Annotated in this window: 16 protein-coding genes and 3 pseudogenes; 12 read left to right on the top strand and 7 right to left on the bottom strand. The window is 61.3% G+C overall.

Annotated elements, in window-relative coordinates; all coding sequences use genetic code 11:
• Positions 1–19: 19 nt before the first annotated feature.
• A complete protein-coding gene (locus LH464_RS15505; RefSeq protein ID WP_226787302.1) occupies positions 20–781 on the top strand; it encodes a sulfite exporter TauE/SafE family protein in 762 nt (253 codons plus the stop codon).
• A gap of 74 nt (positions 782–855) precedes the next feature.
• Positions 856–1,116, top strand: a complete 261-nt coding sequence (locus LH464_RS15500; protein WP_226787301.1) for an ArsR/SmtB family transcription factor — start codon at positions 856–858, stop codon at positions 1,114–1,116.
• 104 nt (positions 1,117–1,220) lie between these two features.
• Here the strand turns inward: LH464_RS15500 and LH464_RS15495 are convergent, their stop codons facing one another.
• A complete protein-coding gene (locus LH464_RS15495; RefSeq protein WP_226787300.1) occupies positions 1,221–1,397 on the bottom strand; it encodes a YdcH family protein in 177 nt (58 codons plus the stop codon).
• A 227-nt stretch (positions 1,398–1,624) separates the two neighbouring features.
• Here LH464_RS15495 and LH464_RS15490 point away from each other — a divergent pair, with 227 nt between their 5' ends.
• The 6 genes from LH464_RS15490 to LH464_RS15465 all read left to right on the top strand — a co-directional run bounded on the left by LH464_RS15490 (position 1,625) and on the right by LH464_RS15465 (position 5,374).
• Complete coding sequence (locus tag LH464_RS15490) at positions 1,625–1,828, top strand: YdcH family protein (RefSeq protein ID WP_226787299.1); 204 nt, start codon at positions 1,625–1,627, stop codon at positions 1,826–1,828.
• A gap of 13 nt (positions 1,829–1,841) precedes the next feature.
• Positions 1,842–2,339 carry a 5-(carboxyamino)imidazole ribonucleotide mutase gene (purE, locus tag LH464_RS15485; protein WP_226787298.1) on the top strand — a complete coding sequence of 166 codons (498 nt, stop codon included), beginning with the start codon at positions 1,842–1,844 and terminating at the stop codon, positions 2,337–2,339.
• Positions 2,339–3,397 (top strand): 5-(carboxyamino)imidazole ribonucleotide synthase, encoded by a 1,059-nt coding sequence (locus LH464_RS15480; RefSeq protein WP_226787297.1) that lies wholly within the window; start codon positions 2,339–2,341, stop codon positions 3,395–3,397. The genes purE and LH464_RS15480 overlap by 1 nt, the downstream gene beginning before the upstream one ends.
• A 137-nt stretch (positions 3,398–3,534) precedes the next feature.
• On the top strand, positions 3,535–3,660 hold the full coding sequence (gene ykgO / locus LH464_RS15475; protein ID WP_003497670.1) for a type B 50S ribosomal protein L36: 126 nt from the start codon (positions 3,535–3,537) through the stop codon (positions 3,658–3,660).
• 101 nt (positions 3,661–3,761) lie between these two features.
• Positions 3,762–4,364 carry a hypothetical protein gene (locus LH464_RS15470; RefSeq protein ID WP_226787296.1) on the top strand — a complete coding sequence of 201 codons (603 nt, stop codon included), beginning with the start codon at positions 3,762–3,764 and terminating at the stop codon, positions 4,362–4,364.
• Positions 4,365–4,378: 14 nt separating this feature from the next.
• Entirely contained in the window at positions 4,379–5,374 is a 996-nt protein-coding gene (locus LH464_RS15465; RefSeq protein ID WP_226787295.1) for an alpha/beta fold hydrolase, read from the top strand.
• A 43-nt stretch (positions 5,375–5,417) separates the two neighbouring features.
• On the opposite strand, the gene pyk is transcribed toward LH464_RS15465, so the two are convergent.
• A complete protein-coding gene (gene pyk / locus LH464_RS15460; RefSeq protein WP_226787294.1) occupies positions 5,418–6,857 on the bottom strand; it encodes a pyruvate kinase in 1,440 nt (479 codons plus the stop codon).
• A pseudogene (locus tag LH464_RS15455) lies at positions 6,854–7,249 on the bottom strand (DUF1036 domain-containing protein); the annotation flags it as partial. The gene pyk and the pseudogene LH464_RS15455, both read right to left, overlap by 4 nt.
• A 268-nt stretch (positions 7,250–7,517) precedes the next feature.
• Here LH464_RS15455 and LH464_RS15450 point away from each other — a divergent pair.
• The 3 genes from LH464_RS15450 to LH464_RS15440 all read left to right on the top strand — a co-directional run bounded on the left by LH464_RS15450 (position 7,518) and on the right by LH464_RS15440 (position 9,002).
• Positions 7,518–8,309, top strand: coding sequence for an N-formylglutamate amidohydrolase (locus tag LH464_RS15450; protein WP_226787293.1), 792 nt, complete (start codon positions 7,518–7,520; stop codon positions 8,307–8,309).
• A gap of 23 nt (positions 8,310–8,332) precedes the next feature.
• Positions 8,333–8,641: a DUF1244 domain-containing protein gene (locus LH464_RS15445; protein ID WP_226787292.1), complete on the top strand. Its 309-nt coding sequence runs from the start codon at positions 8,333–8,335 to the stop codon at positions 8,639–8,641.
• Positions 8,642–8,729: 88 nt separating this feature from the next.
• A complete protein-coding gene (locus LH464_RS15440; RefSeq protein WP_226787291.1) occupies positions 8,730–9,002 on the top strand; it encodes a DUF2312 domain-containing protein in 273 nt (90 codons plus the stop codon).
• Positions 9,003–9,149: 147 nt separating this feature from the next.
• Here the strand turns inward: LH464_RS15440 and LH464_RS15435 are convergent, their stop codons facing one another.
• A complete protein-coding gene (locus LH464_RS15435) occupies positions 9,150–10,664 on the bottom strand; it encodes a sensor domain-containing diguanylate cyclase (RefSeq protein ID WP_226787290.1) in 1,515 nt (504 codons plus the stop codon).
• A 345-nt stretch (positions 10,665–11,009) separates the two neighbouring features.
• On the opposite strand from LH464_RS15435, the gene LH464_RS15430 reads away from it, so the two are divergent.
• Entirely contained in the window at positions 11,010–12,656 is a 1,647-nt protein-coding gene (locus LH464_RS15430) for an alpha/beta hydrolase (protein WP_226787289.1), read from the top strand.
• Between the two features lie 71 nt (positions 12,657–12,727).
• On the opposite strand, the gene LH464_RS15425 is transcribed toward LH464_RS15430, so the two are convergent.
• From LH464_RS15425 to LH464_RS15420, 3 genes and pseudogenes are all read right to left on the bottom strand, one after another.
• On the bottom strand, positions 12,728–14,413 hold the full coding sequence (locus LH464_RS15425) for a DUF882 domain-containing protein (protein ID WP_226787288.1): 1,686 nt from the start codon (positions 14,411–14,413) through the stop codon (positions 12,728–12,730).
• A gap of 297 nt (positions 14,414–14,710) precedes the next feature.
• Positions 14,711–14,887: pseudogene (locus tag LH464_RS24870) on the bottom strand (helix-turn-helix domain-containing protein); the annotation flags it as partial.
• A gap of 209 nt (positions 14,888–15,096) precedes the next feature.
• A pseudogene (locus LH464_RS15420) lies at positions 15,097–16,288 on the bottom strand (sigma-54-dependent transcriptional regulator); the annotation flags it as partial.
• Positions 16,289–16,459 lie beyond the last annotated feature (171 nt).

Raw genomic sequence — 16,459 nt, 5'->3', positions numbered from 1 at the left:
GTTGGATCAACTGCCCACCATGAATCTCGACTTTGCCTTTTTCGCTGCGGCAGTCCCCGCGGTCCTCCTCGTCGGCCTTTCGAAAGGCGGTTTCGGGGGCGCTTTTGCCCTCATGGGCGTGCCATTGATGGCGCTGGTCGTCGATCCCTTGCGGGCGGCGGCAATATTCCTGCCTATCCTGATCGTCATGGACATCGTCGCGCTCTGGGCGTGGCGGAACTACAACGACCGGCGCACGCTGCTGATGATCCTTCCGGGCGGCATCGTGGGCATCGCCCTCGGCTGGGCGACATCCGCTTATGTTTCGCCCGATGCCCTGAAGTTCGTCATTGCCGTTTCGACGGTGCTTTTCGCCTTGCGCTACTTCTATCAGGTCTATGGGCCGCACGCGGCCGGCAACCAGTCGCCGTTGCCGCACCGCACCGGACCCGCCACATTCTGGGGCATGCTTTCCGGCTATGCCAGCTTCGTCGCCCATGCCGGCGGGCCGCCTTTCCAGATCTACGTTCTGCCCATGAAACTCGATCCCAAGGCCTATACCGGGGCGAGCGTCCGCTTCTTCGCACTGGTCAACGCGACCAAGGTGATTCCATATTTTGCCCTAGGGGCGCTCGACACGGAGAACCTGGTAGCCTCGGCCACGCTGTTTCCCGTGGCGCTGGTCGCGACCATGATGGGCGCATGGATCATACGCCGCTTGAAGACAGACGTGTTTTATCCGCTGACATACGGGCTCGCACTCGTCACGGGATTGAAGCTGCTATGGGATTCTCTCGTCTGATCTGGTGCGGCCAACATTGCTGCGACGCACAAATCGGATTGCCAGCCGGCCATCGTTGACTTAATCTCACCGCCATGACGAACACCGATCCCTTCGCTGCGATCGCTGATCCGAACCGGCGGCACCTGCTGGAGGAGCTTCGTCGCGCTCCGAAAACCGTAAACGAGCTTGCGCAGGGCCTGCCGATCAGCCGGCCGGCCGTTTCGCAACATCTCAAGGCTCTGCTGGATTGCAATCTCGTGACGGTAAGCGTGTCGGGCACGCACAGGATCTATTCCGTCAACACCAGGGGCTTCAACAGGATGAACCTTTGGCTGGACCAGTTCTGGTCGTGAACCTTCAGGACACGACCAGACTCTGCTTGGGTGGATTGTCAGATTGCCGCTTGTGACGCCCTTTGAGGTTCCTTATGGGCCGCGGCGGGACTTCTCCTTAGCCTTTAGTGGCGTGTCGACGCCTTCAGACGTTGCAGCTCGTCCTTGAGACGCAGCTTGCGGCGCTTGATGTCGGCGATCTTGCGATCGTCGGTAGAGGGAGAGGCGAGAACGCTCTGTAATTCTTCTTCGAGAGCGCCGTGCTTCTTCTCAAGCGATGCAATATGAGCCTGAATGGTCATTGCGGCATGTCCTCCTTAGGCAACCTGCTCAGGCCATCCTTTAGCCGTGAGCTTCAGGTTTACAAAGGAATTGTGACACGATCCAAGACGTTTGTCGAAGGTCAAATCATGGTCTCACTGCGGCAAAAACGTGTCCCGGCGTAACTTCCAGTCAATGCCTTTTGATGGTAGGAGCTTGCGCACCTTGCCGAGGATCGGCAGACTTTATTGGAATGGGGACAGTGATCATGGCGGACCAGGACGAGGCGGACGTTCGGCTGGCACTTGCGAGACTTCGTCAGGAGCACGAGGACTACGATGCAGCGATCAACGCCATGACCAACGTCGGCTGCGAGGCACTTCGCATCCAGCGCATGAAGAAAAAGAAGCTGGCCATCAAGGACAAGATAACCCAGTTGGAAGACCAGATCCTTCCTGACATCATCGCCTGAGGAGATGGGCCGAATGTCCTCCGAGAGACCTGAAGTCGCCATCATCATGGGAAGCCAGTCCGACTGGGAGACCATGAAGAATGCCGCCGATACGCTCGACGCGCTGGACGTCGATTATGAGGCGAGAATCATATCCGCGCACCGCACGCCCGACCGGCTCGTGAGCTTTGCCAAGGGCGCACGCGACGAGGGCTTCAAGGTCATCATTGCCGGCGCCGGCGGCGCTGCGCATCTTCCCGGCATGACCGCCTCCATGACCCCGCTGCCCGTTTTCGGCGTTCCGGTCCAGTCCAGGGCTCTGTCTGGCCAGGACAGCCTCCTCTCCATCGTCCAGATGCCGGCCGGCATTCCCGTCGGCACACTCGCCATCGGCAAGGCCGGCGCTGTCAACGCGGCCCTGCTTGCTGCAGCCGTGCTCGCGCTCGGCGATGAGGACCTCGCCGACCGCCTCGACGAATGGCGCGCCGAGCAGAGCGCCTCCGTTGCAGAATATCCGATGGACGAAGGCTGATGACGGTAACCACGATCGGCATCATCGGCGGCGGACAACTCGGCCGCATGCTGGCCATGGCCGCCGCCCGCCTGAATTTCCGCACCATCATTCTCGAGCCGCAATCCGATTGCCCGGCCGCACAGGTCGCCAGCGAACAGATCGTAGCCCCCTATGACGATCCCGAAGCGCTGGACGCACTTGCCCGTGCCTGCCAGGTCGTCACATACGAGTTCGAAAACGTGCCCGTGACGGCGGCGCAGAGATTGCAGAGCACCGTGCCGGTCTTCCCGCCACCGAAGGCGCTCGAAGTCGCCCAGGACCGACTGGCGGAAAAGCGATTCCTCAACGCCTGCGGCATCGAAACCGCCGATTTCCGTGTGGTCGACAGCCAGGAAGACCTGGAGAAGGCACTGGCCGACTTCGATGGTCGCGGCGTTCTGAAGACATGCCGGCTGGGTTATGACGGCAAGGGCCAGCGGGTCTTTCGGTCGAAACAGGATGACCCCGCCGGCGCCTTCGATGCGCTTGGCGGAGTTCCACTGATTCTCGAGAGCTTCGTGCCCTTCGAACGTGAGATCTCGATCATCGCCGCGCGCGGCAGTGACGGCAGAGTGCTCTGTTACGATCCGGCGGAGAATGTCCACAGGAACGGCATCCTGCACACGTCCACCGTGCCGGCCCGCATCGCCGAATCGACCAGCGCCGCCGCACGCGAGGCGGGCCGCAAATTGCTGGAAGCCCTGAACTATGTCGGCGTCATCGGCATCGAGTTCTTCGTAATGCCGGACGGTGCACTGATTGCCAACGAAATCGCGCCACGCGTCCACAATACCGGCCACTGGACGGAGGCTGGCTGCGTGATCTCCCAGTTCGAGCAGCATATGCGCGCCGTCGGCGGCCTTGCGCTCGGTAATCCGCAGCGCCATTCGGACTGCGTCATGACCAACCTGATCGGCGACGACGTCCTGGACGTGCCGCAGTGGCTGGAAAAGCCGAACGTGCTTGTCCACCTCTATGGCAAAACAGAAGCCCGTCCCGGCCGGAAAATGGGGCATGTAACCGAACTAGGAGCGTGAAATGGTTGACACGGGCCAAGGCTCGGGTTATCTGCACGCCAACCTAAGAGCGCGCCCTTCTTCTCGGGAAAAAGCGGCGCGCTTTTGATTGTAGAGACAAGCGGGCCTATCGCTCGTAAAACTTGCGGACGAAAACAATGAAGATCAAGAATTCGCTGAAAGCGTTGAAGGCCCGCCACCGCGACAACCGTCTGGTTCGCCGCAAGGGTCGCGTTTACATCATCAACAAGCAGAACCCGCGCTTCAAGGCCCGCCAGGGCTGATCGACATTGTCTGGCTACGGCCCAGGCCGTTGCCGTTCACATTGTCGAGCAGGCGTAATTATCGGGTTTGACCTTCGGCGCATGCGGATTACATAATCCGCATGCGCCATTTTCGTTTCACCATTCTGATTCTCGCGGCTTCGTTTGCCGGTTCCCCAGCTTTTGCACAAGCGCCGGAACCTCCCGTAGCCGCACCTATCCAGACGGCCACTCCTCTCGAGGAGACAGACCCGCTGGAGCCGCTGTTCCATGCGCTGAAGCGCGAGCGGAACCCGGAGAAGGCACGCGGCATCGCCAGCCAGATCATGGCCGAATGGGACGATTCCGGCAGCGCCACCGCCAATCTCCTCATGCAATGGGCAACGACGGCCATAGGCGAGAAGCGAAACGCTGCGGCCCTGGATTTCCTTGATCAGGTGACCGTGCTGAAGCCGGACTATGCGGAGGCATGGAACCGCCGGGCCGGGTTGCACTACGCCATGGGCGACCAGCGCAAGTCGATGGCCGATATCAACCAGGTACTGATCCGCGACCCACGCCATTTCGGCGCACTGTCGGGAATGGCGGGCATTCTTACCGAGGCTGGACAGGATGAACTGGCCCTGAAGGCGTGGGAGCGCTACTTGGCCCTCTATCCTGCCGACCGCGACGCTCAGGAGGCGGCCACCAAGCTTTCCGAGAAACTGGCCGGCAGCCGCACCTGATTGCCCTCCCCATCATGGCCGCCCTTCCGATCGTCATTGCCGGTCTGCTTGCGGCAGCCTTCGGGTTCTCCGCCTGGAAGGCCCGCGCCATTGAGAACGCCTTCCCCAATCACGGCGAGCTGATCGATATCGGCGGCTTCCGGATGAACTCCCTTTATGTACCCGCCGGGCCGAATGCCGATCTCCCGCCAATCGTCTTCATCCATGGAGCAAGCGGCAACCTTCGCGACCAGGAGACGGCATTCCGCAAGGCTCTGCAGGGCCGCGCCGACCTTCTCTTCCTCGACCGCCCCGGTCATGGCTATTCCGAACGGGGCGGCGAAGAGAATGGCTGGCCGGACGGTCAGGCGGCGGCAATCGCGCGGTTGATGGAGCATCGAAACATCGGGCGGGCCATCGTCGTCGGGCATTCGTTCGGCGGCGCCATCGCAGCCAGCTTCGCCCTGAACCACCCGGACAAGACGGCGGGTCTATTGTTTCTTGCGCCAGCGACCCACCCCTGGCCCGGCGGGGTAGACTGGTACTATGACCTCGCAAAGGCTCCCTATGTCGGCTGGCTGTTCAGCCGCCTCATCGCCGTACCCGCCGGCCTCTCCCGGCTCGATACGGCTACGCACTCCGTTTTCCATCCCAATCCACGACCGGAAAAATACGCCAACGAAGGCGCACCCGCCCTTGTCTTGCGACCGAGGGCTTTCCGCAACAATGCGATCGATGTTGCCAATCTCAATGAATATGTAAAGCGCGTCGCACCCCTCTACCGATCGATCCGGACGCCGACCGTGATCATCACCGGCAACCGGGACGCCATCGTCGCGGAGGAAATCCACTCGGTGGGATTGAAACGGGATATCGAAAGTTCCGAGCTCGTCTGGATCAACAATCTTGGCCACAAGCCAGACTATGTTGTCACCGACGTCGCTGTGGCGGCGCTGGAAAAGATCGCCGGCTACGACCGCGACCTTGAAGAGGTCGCCCGCACTGCGGAGGCGCGCCTCGCGCATCACTGACGGCGCATTGGACGCCGTCAGCAAGGTTCACGTTTATGGGCGGTTAGACGCCGCTCAGGCCATCGGCACCGATATAGGCGATGCGCAGCATGTTGGTCGCTCCCGGCGTACCCAGCGGAACACCGGCCGAGATGATGATGCGGTCACCGGGCTTGCCGAAATCTTCCGACACGACGATCCGACAGGCGCGGTTCACCATGTCGTCCAGGTCCACGGCGTCATGCGTCACGACGCAATGAAGGCCCCAGCAGACCGACAGCCGGCGGGCCGTCTTGACACTGGGTGAGAGCGCCAGGATCGGCACCTGCGGCCGCTCGCGCGACGCACGCAAGCCGGTGGTCCCCGACGAGGTGTAGGTGACGATGGCGGCCAGTTTCAACGTTTCGGCGATCTGGCGAGCGGCGAGCGAGATTGCATCGGCACCGGTCGCGTCCGGCGTGGCGCGCTGGGCGTAGATGATGCTCGGATAGAGCGGATCCTGCTCGACCGTGCTGGCGATGGAAGCCATCATCGACACGGCCTCGACCGGATACTGGCCGGAGGCCGATTCGGCGGAAAGCATGACCGCGTCGGCGCCTTCAAACACGGCGATCGACACGTCCGAGACTTCGGCGCGGGTCGGGACCGGCGCGGTGATCATCGATTCCAGCATCTGCGTGGCGACGACGACCGGCTTGCCGGCGCGACGGCAAGCGCGCGTCAGCTGCTTCTGGATGCCCGGAACGGTTTCGATCGGCATTTCGACGCCGAGGTCGCCGCGGGCAACCATCAGGGCGTCGGAGAGTTCGATGATCTCGTCGATGCGCTCAAGCGCCTGCGGCTTTTCGATCTTCGACATGATGCCGACGCGGCCGCGCGAGATCTTGCGTACTTCGGCAAGGTCTTCCGGGCGCTGCACAAAGGACAAGGCCACCCAGTCGACATCGTCGGTTGCCAGCACGGCATCGAGATCCACGCGGTCCTTTTCCGTCAATGCGCCGACGGCAAGCAGCGTGTCCGGCAGGCTGACGCCCTTGCGATCGGAAATGCTGGTGCCGGCAACGACCGTGCAGACGATGCTCTTGCCGTCTGCTTTCTCGGCCCTCAGCGCCAGCTTGCCATCGTCGATGAGCAGCCGGTGACCGGGCTTCACCGCCTCGAGGATTTCAGGATGCGGCAGGTAGACGCGCGTTGCGTCGCCGGGCTCGTCGCGGTTGTCCAGAGTGAAGGTGTCGCCCGGCTTCAGCGTTACTTTCGTTTCCGCAAACTTGCCGACGCGGAGCTTTGGCCCCTGCAGGTCGGCAAGAATGCCGATTGGCCGACCGCAGCGCTTTTCAACGGCGCGGATGCGCTGGATCAGCGTACGCATCATGTCGTGGCTTGCGTGGCTCATGTTGATGCGGAAAAGATCGGCACCCGCCTCATGCAACTTCTGGATTACGTCTTCTTCCGAAGACGCTGGTCCCAGCGTTGCAAGGATCTTCACTTTGCGGTTGCGCTTCATTGATTCTGGCCTTCCTGCGTGTTCGGAGCGTCAGAAAGCTGCACCATCCAGCTTCCCTGCCGCCCCGTATCGTATTCCTTGAAGCCCATACGCTGATGACCACGGGCAAAGCAGTCCTCGACGCCGGCGATCTTGAACTCGTTTTCGGCAACGCACATGTTCACCTCACCGGTCCAGCGACCACCGCGCGCGGCGTCCTCAGCGTAGAGGTAGTAGTAACGGGACTGCAGCTCACCCTCGATGAGTGTGGCGCAGGTGGAGGCAGGCACTTGCCACCAACCCTCGGTCATCCACCCTTCTTGCGCCCGGTAGCCAATGGCCACTCCGACCAGGTTCTGCGTGCCGTTACACACACGGAAATCCGCATGCGCGGCCCCTGCGGCAAACAGCGGAACACAGAGAGAGGCAACGAATGCCAACGCCGGCATGACGTGCAGCGGGCGGACGACTGAAAAACGGGATGATTTCGACACGGCTTCCGATGGGACCCCATGGTTATTCGCGAAGCACTTTCTCGCTCGGCAAAGGTGGAAAGTCAACGCAACTCTAATCGATTATACCGGCGTGGTACCGGCAAAAATGACACCGAGCTTGCACCTGTAACCACTGCATGCGATCAACCCGAGCCCACGTCCAGCGCAACAGGATCACGTTTCCGTCATGACAGGCTTTGCCCCGTTCGAAATCCTAGAAGGCGATTACGACGCTGGAATGGTGCTGCTGGCCGACCATGCGATGAACCGGCTACCTCCTGAATATGGCAGCCTCGGGCTGCCCGAAAGCGCGTTCCATCGGCACATCGCCTTCGATATCGGCATCGAAGGCCTGACACGGCATCTTGCCGGTCGGCTCGGCATACCGGCCGTCCTTGGCTGCTTCTCGCGCCTTCTCATCGATCCCAACCGGGGTGAGGACGATCCGACCCTGATCATGAAAATCTCGGATGGCGCGATCATCGGCGGCAACTATCCGATCAGCGACGAGGAGTGGGAGCGGCGGCTGAATGCCTATCATCGCCCTTATCACCGGGCGGTCGAGCGTACGCTGGCGAAGGCCGGCGCCTCTGGCCGCGCTCCGCTTGTCCTGTCCTTGCACTCATTCACACCCGCTTGGAAAAACGTTGTCCGCCCTTGGCACGCTGCCGTGCTGTGGGACACGGATCATCGCGCGGTGACGCCGCTTCTGGACCTGCTGCGGCAGGATGAAAGCCTGTTGGTCGGAGACAACGAACCATATGACGGAGCGCTGCGGGGCGATACCATGTATCGCCACTGTATGACGTCGGGCACCCCGCATGCGCTTCTCGAGGTGCGGCAGGACCTGATTGCCGACGAGGCGGGGATCGCGGCCTGGAGAGACCGACTGGCGCCGATATTCTCCCGCCTGAACGAAGATCCCGCTCTGCATGAATACAAGGTATTTCCGTCCCGCACCGGGGCATATGCGACGTAGGCCGCGAACTGGAGGACATCGAGATGAGTGATCTGACCGAACAGCAGAAATTGGAGTTCGAAGCGGCCGCCTTCCGCCGCCTCGTGGCGCACCTGCGGCAACGGACGGATGTCCAGAATATCGACCTGATGAACCTTGCCGGCTTCTGTCGCAACTGCCTTTCCAACTGGTATCGCGACGCAGCCGTTGCGGCGGGCGTGGACATGAGCAAGGACCAGTCGCGCGAGATCGTCTACGGCATGCCCTACGAGGAGTGGAAAAATCTCCATCAGAACGAAGCGACGGGCGATCAAAAAGCCGCATTCGAAATAAACAAGCCTGTTGACCACTGAGACCGCCGTCGATTCGGCTTGACCTCGCCTGCACTTCGCGGCAGGTGACACCACCCGCAAATTTGTCGATCTACTTAAGGAGGCCCCGATGTCTGATGCTCATGGCGTCGCCCGCGACCAACTCCGCGCCTTTATCGAGCGCATCGAGAGACTGGAAGAAGAAAAGAAGACCATCGCCGACGACATCAAGGATGTCTACGGCGAGGCCAAGGCCATGGGCTACGACACCAAAATCATGAAAAAGGTCATTGCCCTTCGCAAGAAGGACGACCAGGAGCGCATGGAAGAGGACCTGATCCTCGACACCTACCTGCAGGCGCTCGGCATGATTGAAAGCGCAGCCGAGGCCGACGCGGCCTGATCGGGGGCCTCATCGGCAAACGATGAACCCGCTCTGTGATGGCGGGCCTGAACTGATCTCAAACCCCGGTGAACGCCGGGGTTTCTGATTCCTGGCTCGTCGCTTCAGCCTGACGGCAACGATGCGCCCGGAACGCGCTACGCCGTTCTATATGGCCTGCTTGGCAGGCTTTGAGCCTGGCTCCGAGGGCTCGGCGGGATCGATAGCGGCCTCGGCAGGGCTCGCGGTCCCGTCCATCTTTGCGTAGTGGGCTCTCTTCTGCTCGTACATCGCCAGATCCGCCCGCTTGATCAGCGTCTCCATCAGCTCACCTTCTTCACTGGTAGCAACCCCGACTGAAACGCTGAGCGGCGCGGTCGAATAGAACTGGTTGTTGATCTTCAGAAGCTCGTTGATGGTCTTGATCATTGTCGCAACCGCCTGCTGGTCGGCGCCGGGCATCAGAAGCACAAATTCATCCCCACCAAGGCGGGCAGCACAGTTTGGCGGGGAGATCACCCCGTTCAGCACTTCGCCTATGCGCCGCAGCAGTGCGTCGCCCGCATCATGACCCAGCTGGTCGTTCGCTTCCTTCAGGCCATTGAGGTCGATGATGATGGCGGACACAGGCCGCAGCGACTTGCGCTCCAGCCGGTTCAGTTCTTCGATGAAGAAAGCCCGGTTGTGGAGACGTGTCAGGACGTCGTGCTTGCCGAGATATTCCAGATAGGCCTCGGCCTTCTTGCGTGCCGTGATGTCGGCAAGGGCGACCTGGACCAGCGACCAGTCATGCTCGTAGCCGGGAAAGACCGAGAACTGCAGCAGCAGGTGGCGCTCGGAGCCATCCAGGGCGTAGTTCAGAACCTCGCGCTGATGGAACAGATTGCCATGCCAGAGGTCCACGAGCTGTTCGCGGAACTGTTTCTCCATCCCGTCCCGGAAGACGTCCCCCAACCGCCGCAGCAGCGTATTCCGATCAGGTGCTCCAAAAAGATCGAGCGTCGCGTGGTTGACGTCGATGACGCGTATCTCGCTCATGCACTGCTGGACGAACTCCGGATGCACGTCCATGAACACGCGGAAATCCTCGATGCCGCGTTCACGCGCTTCGTCAATCAGCTTCTTGATCGCGCTGAAATCCTGCATCCAGAGCGAAACCGGCGAGTGGTCGAACATTGCTTGCGCATATTGCCGGTTCGCCTGCTCCTGACGTCTCGCGTCCTCACGCGCCGTGACATCTTCGGTCGTCAGAAGAACACGCTCCAGAGACCGCTCGTAGCCGGGCAGAACGGTTCCCCGCAGCTGGATGTCCAGTCGTCGGCCGTGGAGAGTGTAGTTCACGGTGTTGCTGTAGAATTCCGTTCTGCCGTGCCACAGTTCGGTCAGTTCGTTGATATGACTTTCGAGCATGTCGTCTCTGAAGATCTTCGACAGATTGTCGACGAGATGATCGAGATCGCTTGCCCCGAACAGATCGAGGGTCCGACGGTTGACATCGAGTACGCGGATTTTCTGAGAGCATGCTGCGACGCGCGTGAGATCTTCCATGAGGTAGGCGCGGATATCCTCCACGCCCTCGGCGCGCCATTGCGAAAACAGGGTTTGAACATCACTGAAGTCTTCGACCCACATGGCGATCGGGGCCAGTTGAAAGATGTTGGCGCTGTCCGCGATGCTGCTCATTTTTGTTCTCGCAAAAAGTATGATCCAGGAGTGTCGGTAATGCTGCTCCAGTCGGGGGAGAACACTAGCGCCGATTGGTAAAGCAATTCAGATATGGCGGGCGCCAGAATCCACAACCGGGCCATTGTCACAGGCAAGTCGATCCGGTGCTCGGATGGCGCTGCGTCATCGCAATGTTCCCGTAGACATTCCGCCGAAAATCTATGCTACGCTTGTTGTGGCTGCGGTCATGATCGCAGGGGCGCCCGTCCAGGTTGCGCGTCTGCGGCACGATGGCTGCCATGGCTTGAGGGGGGGTATCGGCGTAGCCCACAGCGACGCCGCAAACAAAGCGGGAAGCCTGAAATGACTGTTTCGTTCGTTCACCGATTCCTACGTTCACTGTCCATTGTCGGCACGGTTCTCGCGATTGTCTTCTTCGCGGCCTCGCTGACGCCCAGCCTGATGCCCCGGTCATATCTCGTGCAGGGGCTGCTTTCCGGTGTGTGTGCGGCAGCCGGCTATCTGCTCGGCATCGGCATTGCGGCACTCTGGCGGTTTCTCGAACTGCCCGCATTACTGCGACGACACGCGGCATGGGTCGAGGCTGCGATCCTGTGCATCGGCCTGCTGGTGACCATTGCATCCCTTTGGAACGCCACGGAATGGCAGAACTCGATCCGCACGCTCTGGAAAATGGAACCGCTCGATTCGGCCGATCCCTATCGTCTTGCGGCCATCGCGGCAGTCACTTTCCTGGTGGCACTCCTGCTTGGGCGTTTCTTCTACTGGGTTTGCATAAAGTCGTCGCGGTTTCTTGCCCGGTACGTCCCGCAGCGCGTGTCGATCATCCTCGGTATCCTCGTCGCCTGCACGCTCTTCTGGTCTCTCGGACAGGGAGTGATGGTACGAATGGCGCTCGACGCGGCCGACGCATCCTTCAAACAGCTCGACGCACTGGTGGACGAGCCGGAAGCGCCCGGACTTGTCACGGGCAGCCCCTCCTCTCTCGTTTCCTGGGAGGGCCTTGGCCGCCAGGGACGCCACTTCGTGACCACCGGTCCGATGGCCGACGATATCAGCAAGTTCTGGAACGCCCCGGCGGAAGAGCCGATCCGGGTTTATGCGGGATTGAACAATGCCGACACGCCGGAGAGCCGGGCACAGCTGGCACTGCGGGAACTGCAGCGTCAGGGCGGCTTCGAGCGGAGCGCGCTGGTCATTATCACGCCGACAGGAACTGGATGGGTCGATCCGGAAGCCATGGATTCGCTGGAATACCTCCACCGTGGCGATGTGGCGAGCGTCGCAGTCCAGTACTCATACCTGACAAGCTGGCTTTCGCTTCTTGTCGAACCGGACAACGGCCGCGACACCGCAAGGGCACTTTTCATGGCTGTCTATGGCCATTGGCAAACCCTGCCGAAGGAGACACGGCCGGCGCTCTATCTCTATGGACTGAGCCTCGGCGCTCTCAATTCCGAGGCCTCCGCGGATATCTACGACATGGTCGGCGATCCCTTCCAGGGTGCCCTGTGGACGGGGCCTCCGTTCAGAAGCACCAGATGGCGCTCCATCACCGAGCAGCGCAATGAAGGTTCGCCCGCATGGCTTCCCCGCTTCCGGGATGGCTCCGCGGTCCGTTTCACCAACCAGGACAACCACCTCGGCGAAGCGGAGGCGCCCTGGGGGCCGCTCAGGATCATCTACCTGCAATATGCGAGCGACCCGGTCGTGTTCTTCGATGCGAACGCCGCATTCCGTGAACCCGCCTGGATGCAGAAACCGCGCGGGCCCGATGTATCGCCGGAGTTCCGCTGGCTGCCTGTGGTCACCATGCTTCAGCTGCTGTTCGACATGATGACCGCCACCGAGTCACCGCTCGGCTTCGGCCATGTCTACGCCGCGGACGATTACACCGACAGCTGGGTGGCACTGACCGATCCGCCGGACGTCGAGCCGTCCGACGTGGCCCGGCTGAAGGCCCTCCTGGTAAAACCGGAAACGGAATAGCCCCGACAACGGAACACGTCGACGACCGGGCGGTCGTCGACGTGAAAGTCATTAGAGGCTCTGGAACGGCGTTAGCGTTTCAGAGGCAGATTTGTGCTGAACCGGGTCGGATCGATGGAAGCGGTCTTCGACACCGGCTTGAAATTACCCGCCGTATAGGCAGCCGAATAATCCCTGCTGAGCGTCCAGGCCATGACGCGCGGCGCTTTCGCCGAAACAGCCTCTGAGGCCCGGTTGTTGCTGACAGCCCACTTGGTCAACAGATCGCCGGTCAGGGCTGGCGCCGCCACCGCAGTGGCCGATTTCGCCGCGCGGCCGCCCTTCATGGGAACGGCAACCTGCTGCGGAGCATCGAAGCCGTCTCCGAAGCGCATATCTTCGATCGGCGGCTTGTCGGCCTGCTTCGGGAGGGCGGCAACTTCCACCGGCTTATTCGGCGCAGCCGGAGCGGCAGGCGGCACCATGCTGGAACGGGCATAGGCGCCGCTCTCTGCAAGTGCAGCAATGACCGAAGGCGTAAGAGCCTGTTGTTCGTCGAGGTCCGCTTCGCTTTCCGGATCGGCATTGGTGGATGCCAGCAGTGCCTCCGCCCCCGACGGCCGGGCAGCCGGCAGCGGAATGGATACAAGTGCTTCCGCAGGCAGCGCGCCATCGGCAGATGCCGTCATGACACCCGCGTCCGCATCGCCCTTCAGGCCGCGTTGACCAAGCAGGGTCGGAACCGGGATGGCGTATTGCTGCAGATCTGCGAACCCATCCCCTTCCGGGGTCGATACGGGCCGGGGCTCAGGTGGGAGTGCGGCCTGCAATGCTTCCTGCGCGGTGTTGCGCGCCGGTGAATAGAGTGCTGTGGCCAAACCGCCCGGGCCGCTATCCTCTCGGAAAGCTGGACGCGACAGCGGAACCGGCGCCAAGACTTCTACGCCAGGCAAGGCGTCCGGCTGTGCATCGGGCTGCGCGGCAGCCACCATGACAGGCTCGGGTGCGCGGGCAGCCGGAGGAACGGGCGACGGGCGCTCGGTCGGGGCCGCAATGGCTTCTGCATCTTCGTCCTCATCGCCGCCGCCGAATAGCACGGCAAACAGGTTCGGGCGCTTGCGACCGGAGTTGCCGGAGGCGCTGGCAATCTCGATCTGCGTGCCTGAAGCCAGTCGCTTCTTGTAGGAGGCCAGCGCCTGATCGTAGCCGGGGAGCGGCTTGCCGTCAGCCGGCAGGTGAACTGTATTTCCGTTCGGGAACAGCCGGACAAGTTCCTGGCGGTTCATCCGCGGCCATGCACGAACCCCGCCGACGTCCAGATGCACGAAAGGAGAGCCGGAGGTCGGGTAATAACCGACGCCACCGACCTGCAGCTGCATCGCAATGCCACGGAGTGTCGAGATCTTCACGCCGGGAATGTAGAAATCCATGGCCTTGCCGAGCATGTGCTGGCTGGTCTTGGCGACGCCCTTGCTGCGCGAGCGCAGCATTCCGTTGGTGGCAGGAGAACGGTAGGCCGAGACCACGTGGATGTAATCCCTCGCACCGGCACGGCGATAGACTTCCCAGACGAGATCGAGCAGGCGCGGATCCATCTTGGTCGGTTCGTTACGACGCCAGTCGCGCAGGACCTGATTGATCTTCTGCAGGCCGCGCGGATCGAACTTGCCGTTCCGCTTGAAGACGATCTCGGCGCGTTCCTTGGTATGCGTGAAATAAAGCTTCAGGCTGCGGGTTTCCGCAGCCGCATGACCTGCCGAAATCGTAAGCAGCGGCATGGCGAGGCATGCCACTGCTGCACAGGACACAATGCCTTTCACAAGCGACTTGATAAGCCCGTGTTTCCTTACGCCGCAAGGCGTTTGGTGTGCATTCGGATCCGGCAAGGCTATCCCCGTCCTGTCGACAACGTCCCGTGTCGTCGTAAATGACTGTCAATTGCGGTGAGACGATGGCAAATTTGCCACACAATCACAAGCTTCTCTCGTAGAGTCAACATTTCGCTACCAAGAGATTGACAAAGGGTGACAGAACATCCTTGCGCGGAGGTTAACGGTCGCTAATAAGCCCCAACCTCATGCGGCCTCCCTTAGCGGGTTGTCCGGATCGATGCCGTAGTCCTTCAGCTTGCGGTATAGCGTGGAGCGACCTATCCCCAGTTTGCGTGCTACCTGGCTCATCTGGCCGCGATAAAATTTCAGTGCAAAACGAATGAGTTCCTCTTCCACGTCGGCGAGTTTGCGGACCTCGCCCGCCGTATCGGTGCTGACGATCACATTGCTGGAACTCGGATAGGCTGCGGCCAGTAGCGCGCGGGGATCGGGACGCGGCGGCTGGAGCGGCATTCCGATAAAGCCCTCGGGCACAGGCAGGTTGAACGGTGACGTTACCGTGCGGTGGGTCTCCGGAGCCCGCGAAATCGCGGCGGAAACGGCCGCTGCGGCACGCAGTTCGGCAGACCGGAATTCCGGCAATTGTGCGGCGATTTGTGGGAAATCCGCGTCCGACAGTTCCTCCGTTTGCGCCAGCACGACGGCACGGAAAATGGCGTTCTCGAGCTCGCGAATGTTGCCCGGCCAGTCATGCGCGGTAAGCAGGGCCATTGCCGCGGATCCGACGGCAACCGGCCGTGGCAGCTTCTGCTCGTGCGAGAAACGTTCTGCGAAGACGCGTGCAAGATGCGGAATATCTTCCTTTCGACGCCGCAGCGCCGGGATGGTGATCGGGAAGACATTCAGTCTGTAATAGAGGTCTTCCCTGAACCGGCCTTCCCGGACCTCCTCGATGAGATCCTTGTTGGTCGCGGAAATCAGCCGCACATCAACCTTCTGGGTCGTTGCCGAGCCAACCGTTTCGATCTCGCCCTGCTGCACGGCGCGCAGCAACTTCACCTGCACGTCGAGCGGCAGATTGCCGATTTCGTCGAGGAAAAGCGTGCCACCATCCGCTTCTGCGAACTTTCCGGTGTGTCGATCGGTCGCGCCGACGAAAGCGCCCTTCTCGTGTCCGAAGAGCACGCTCTCGACGAGGTTATGGGGAATCGCACCGCAGTTGACGGTGATGAAGGGCTTTCCGGCCCGGTCGCTCGCCGACTGGATGGCGCGGGCGATGAGTTCCTTGCCAACGCCGGACTCGCCTTCGAGAACGACGGGAATGGACGATTGGGCCGCACGCTGCGCGAGGTCGATGACCCGCAGCATGTCCGGGCTCGCCGAGACGATATCGTTGAACGTCGTCGATCCTGAACGCGAACGGCGTCCCGTCTTGCCGCGGCCTTCCTTGCGACCGAGCATCAGGGCATTGCTGACGGAAGCTGCGATCCGCTCCGGCGATACCGGCTTGACGACGAAATCGAAGGCGCCGGCACGCATCGCCTGCACCACGGTCTCGATGCCGCCCTGCCCCGTCTGAACGATAACCGGCGTTTCGATGCCCGCCTCGCGGATAGCGAGAAGGAAGCTCAGTCCATCCATCTCCGGCATCAACAGATCGAGGACGATCACGTTGATCTGGTCACCGCCGTGCTGAAGGAATTCCAGACCGATCAGGCCGTTCTCGGCAAGATGGACGACATGGTCATTGCGTTCGAGCGCGTTTTTCAACAAACGGCGCTGAATCGGATCGTCATCGACAACAAGGATTTGGGCAATCATGCTCGGCTCCCGACATCATTCATAATGTCCAACTAGTGCTAGGTCGTGTACTCAGGTACGTCGGCCGTTTTGCCAGAAAGCCTTGAACATCGTCTTTTGAGAAAGGCTTGCATTTTAACGGCTGGCGCGGAAAACAGAGCGACAACAAAGACAACGATAAGGAAGACGGTC

The organism is Pseudorhizobium xiangyangii, from assembly GCF_020531965.1.
GTDB lineage: Bacteria > Pseudomonadota > Alphaproteobacteria > Rhizobiales > Rhizobiaceae > Neorhizobium > Neorhizobium xiangyangii.
The sequence above is the reverse complement of the archived record's forward strand: the minus strand, read 5'-3'. Positions and strand labels throughout refer to the sequence as shown.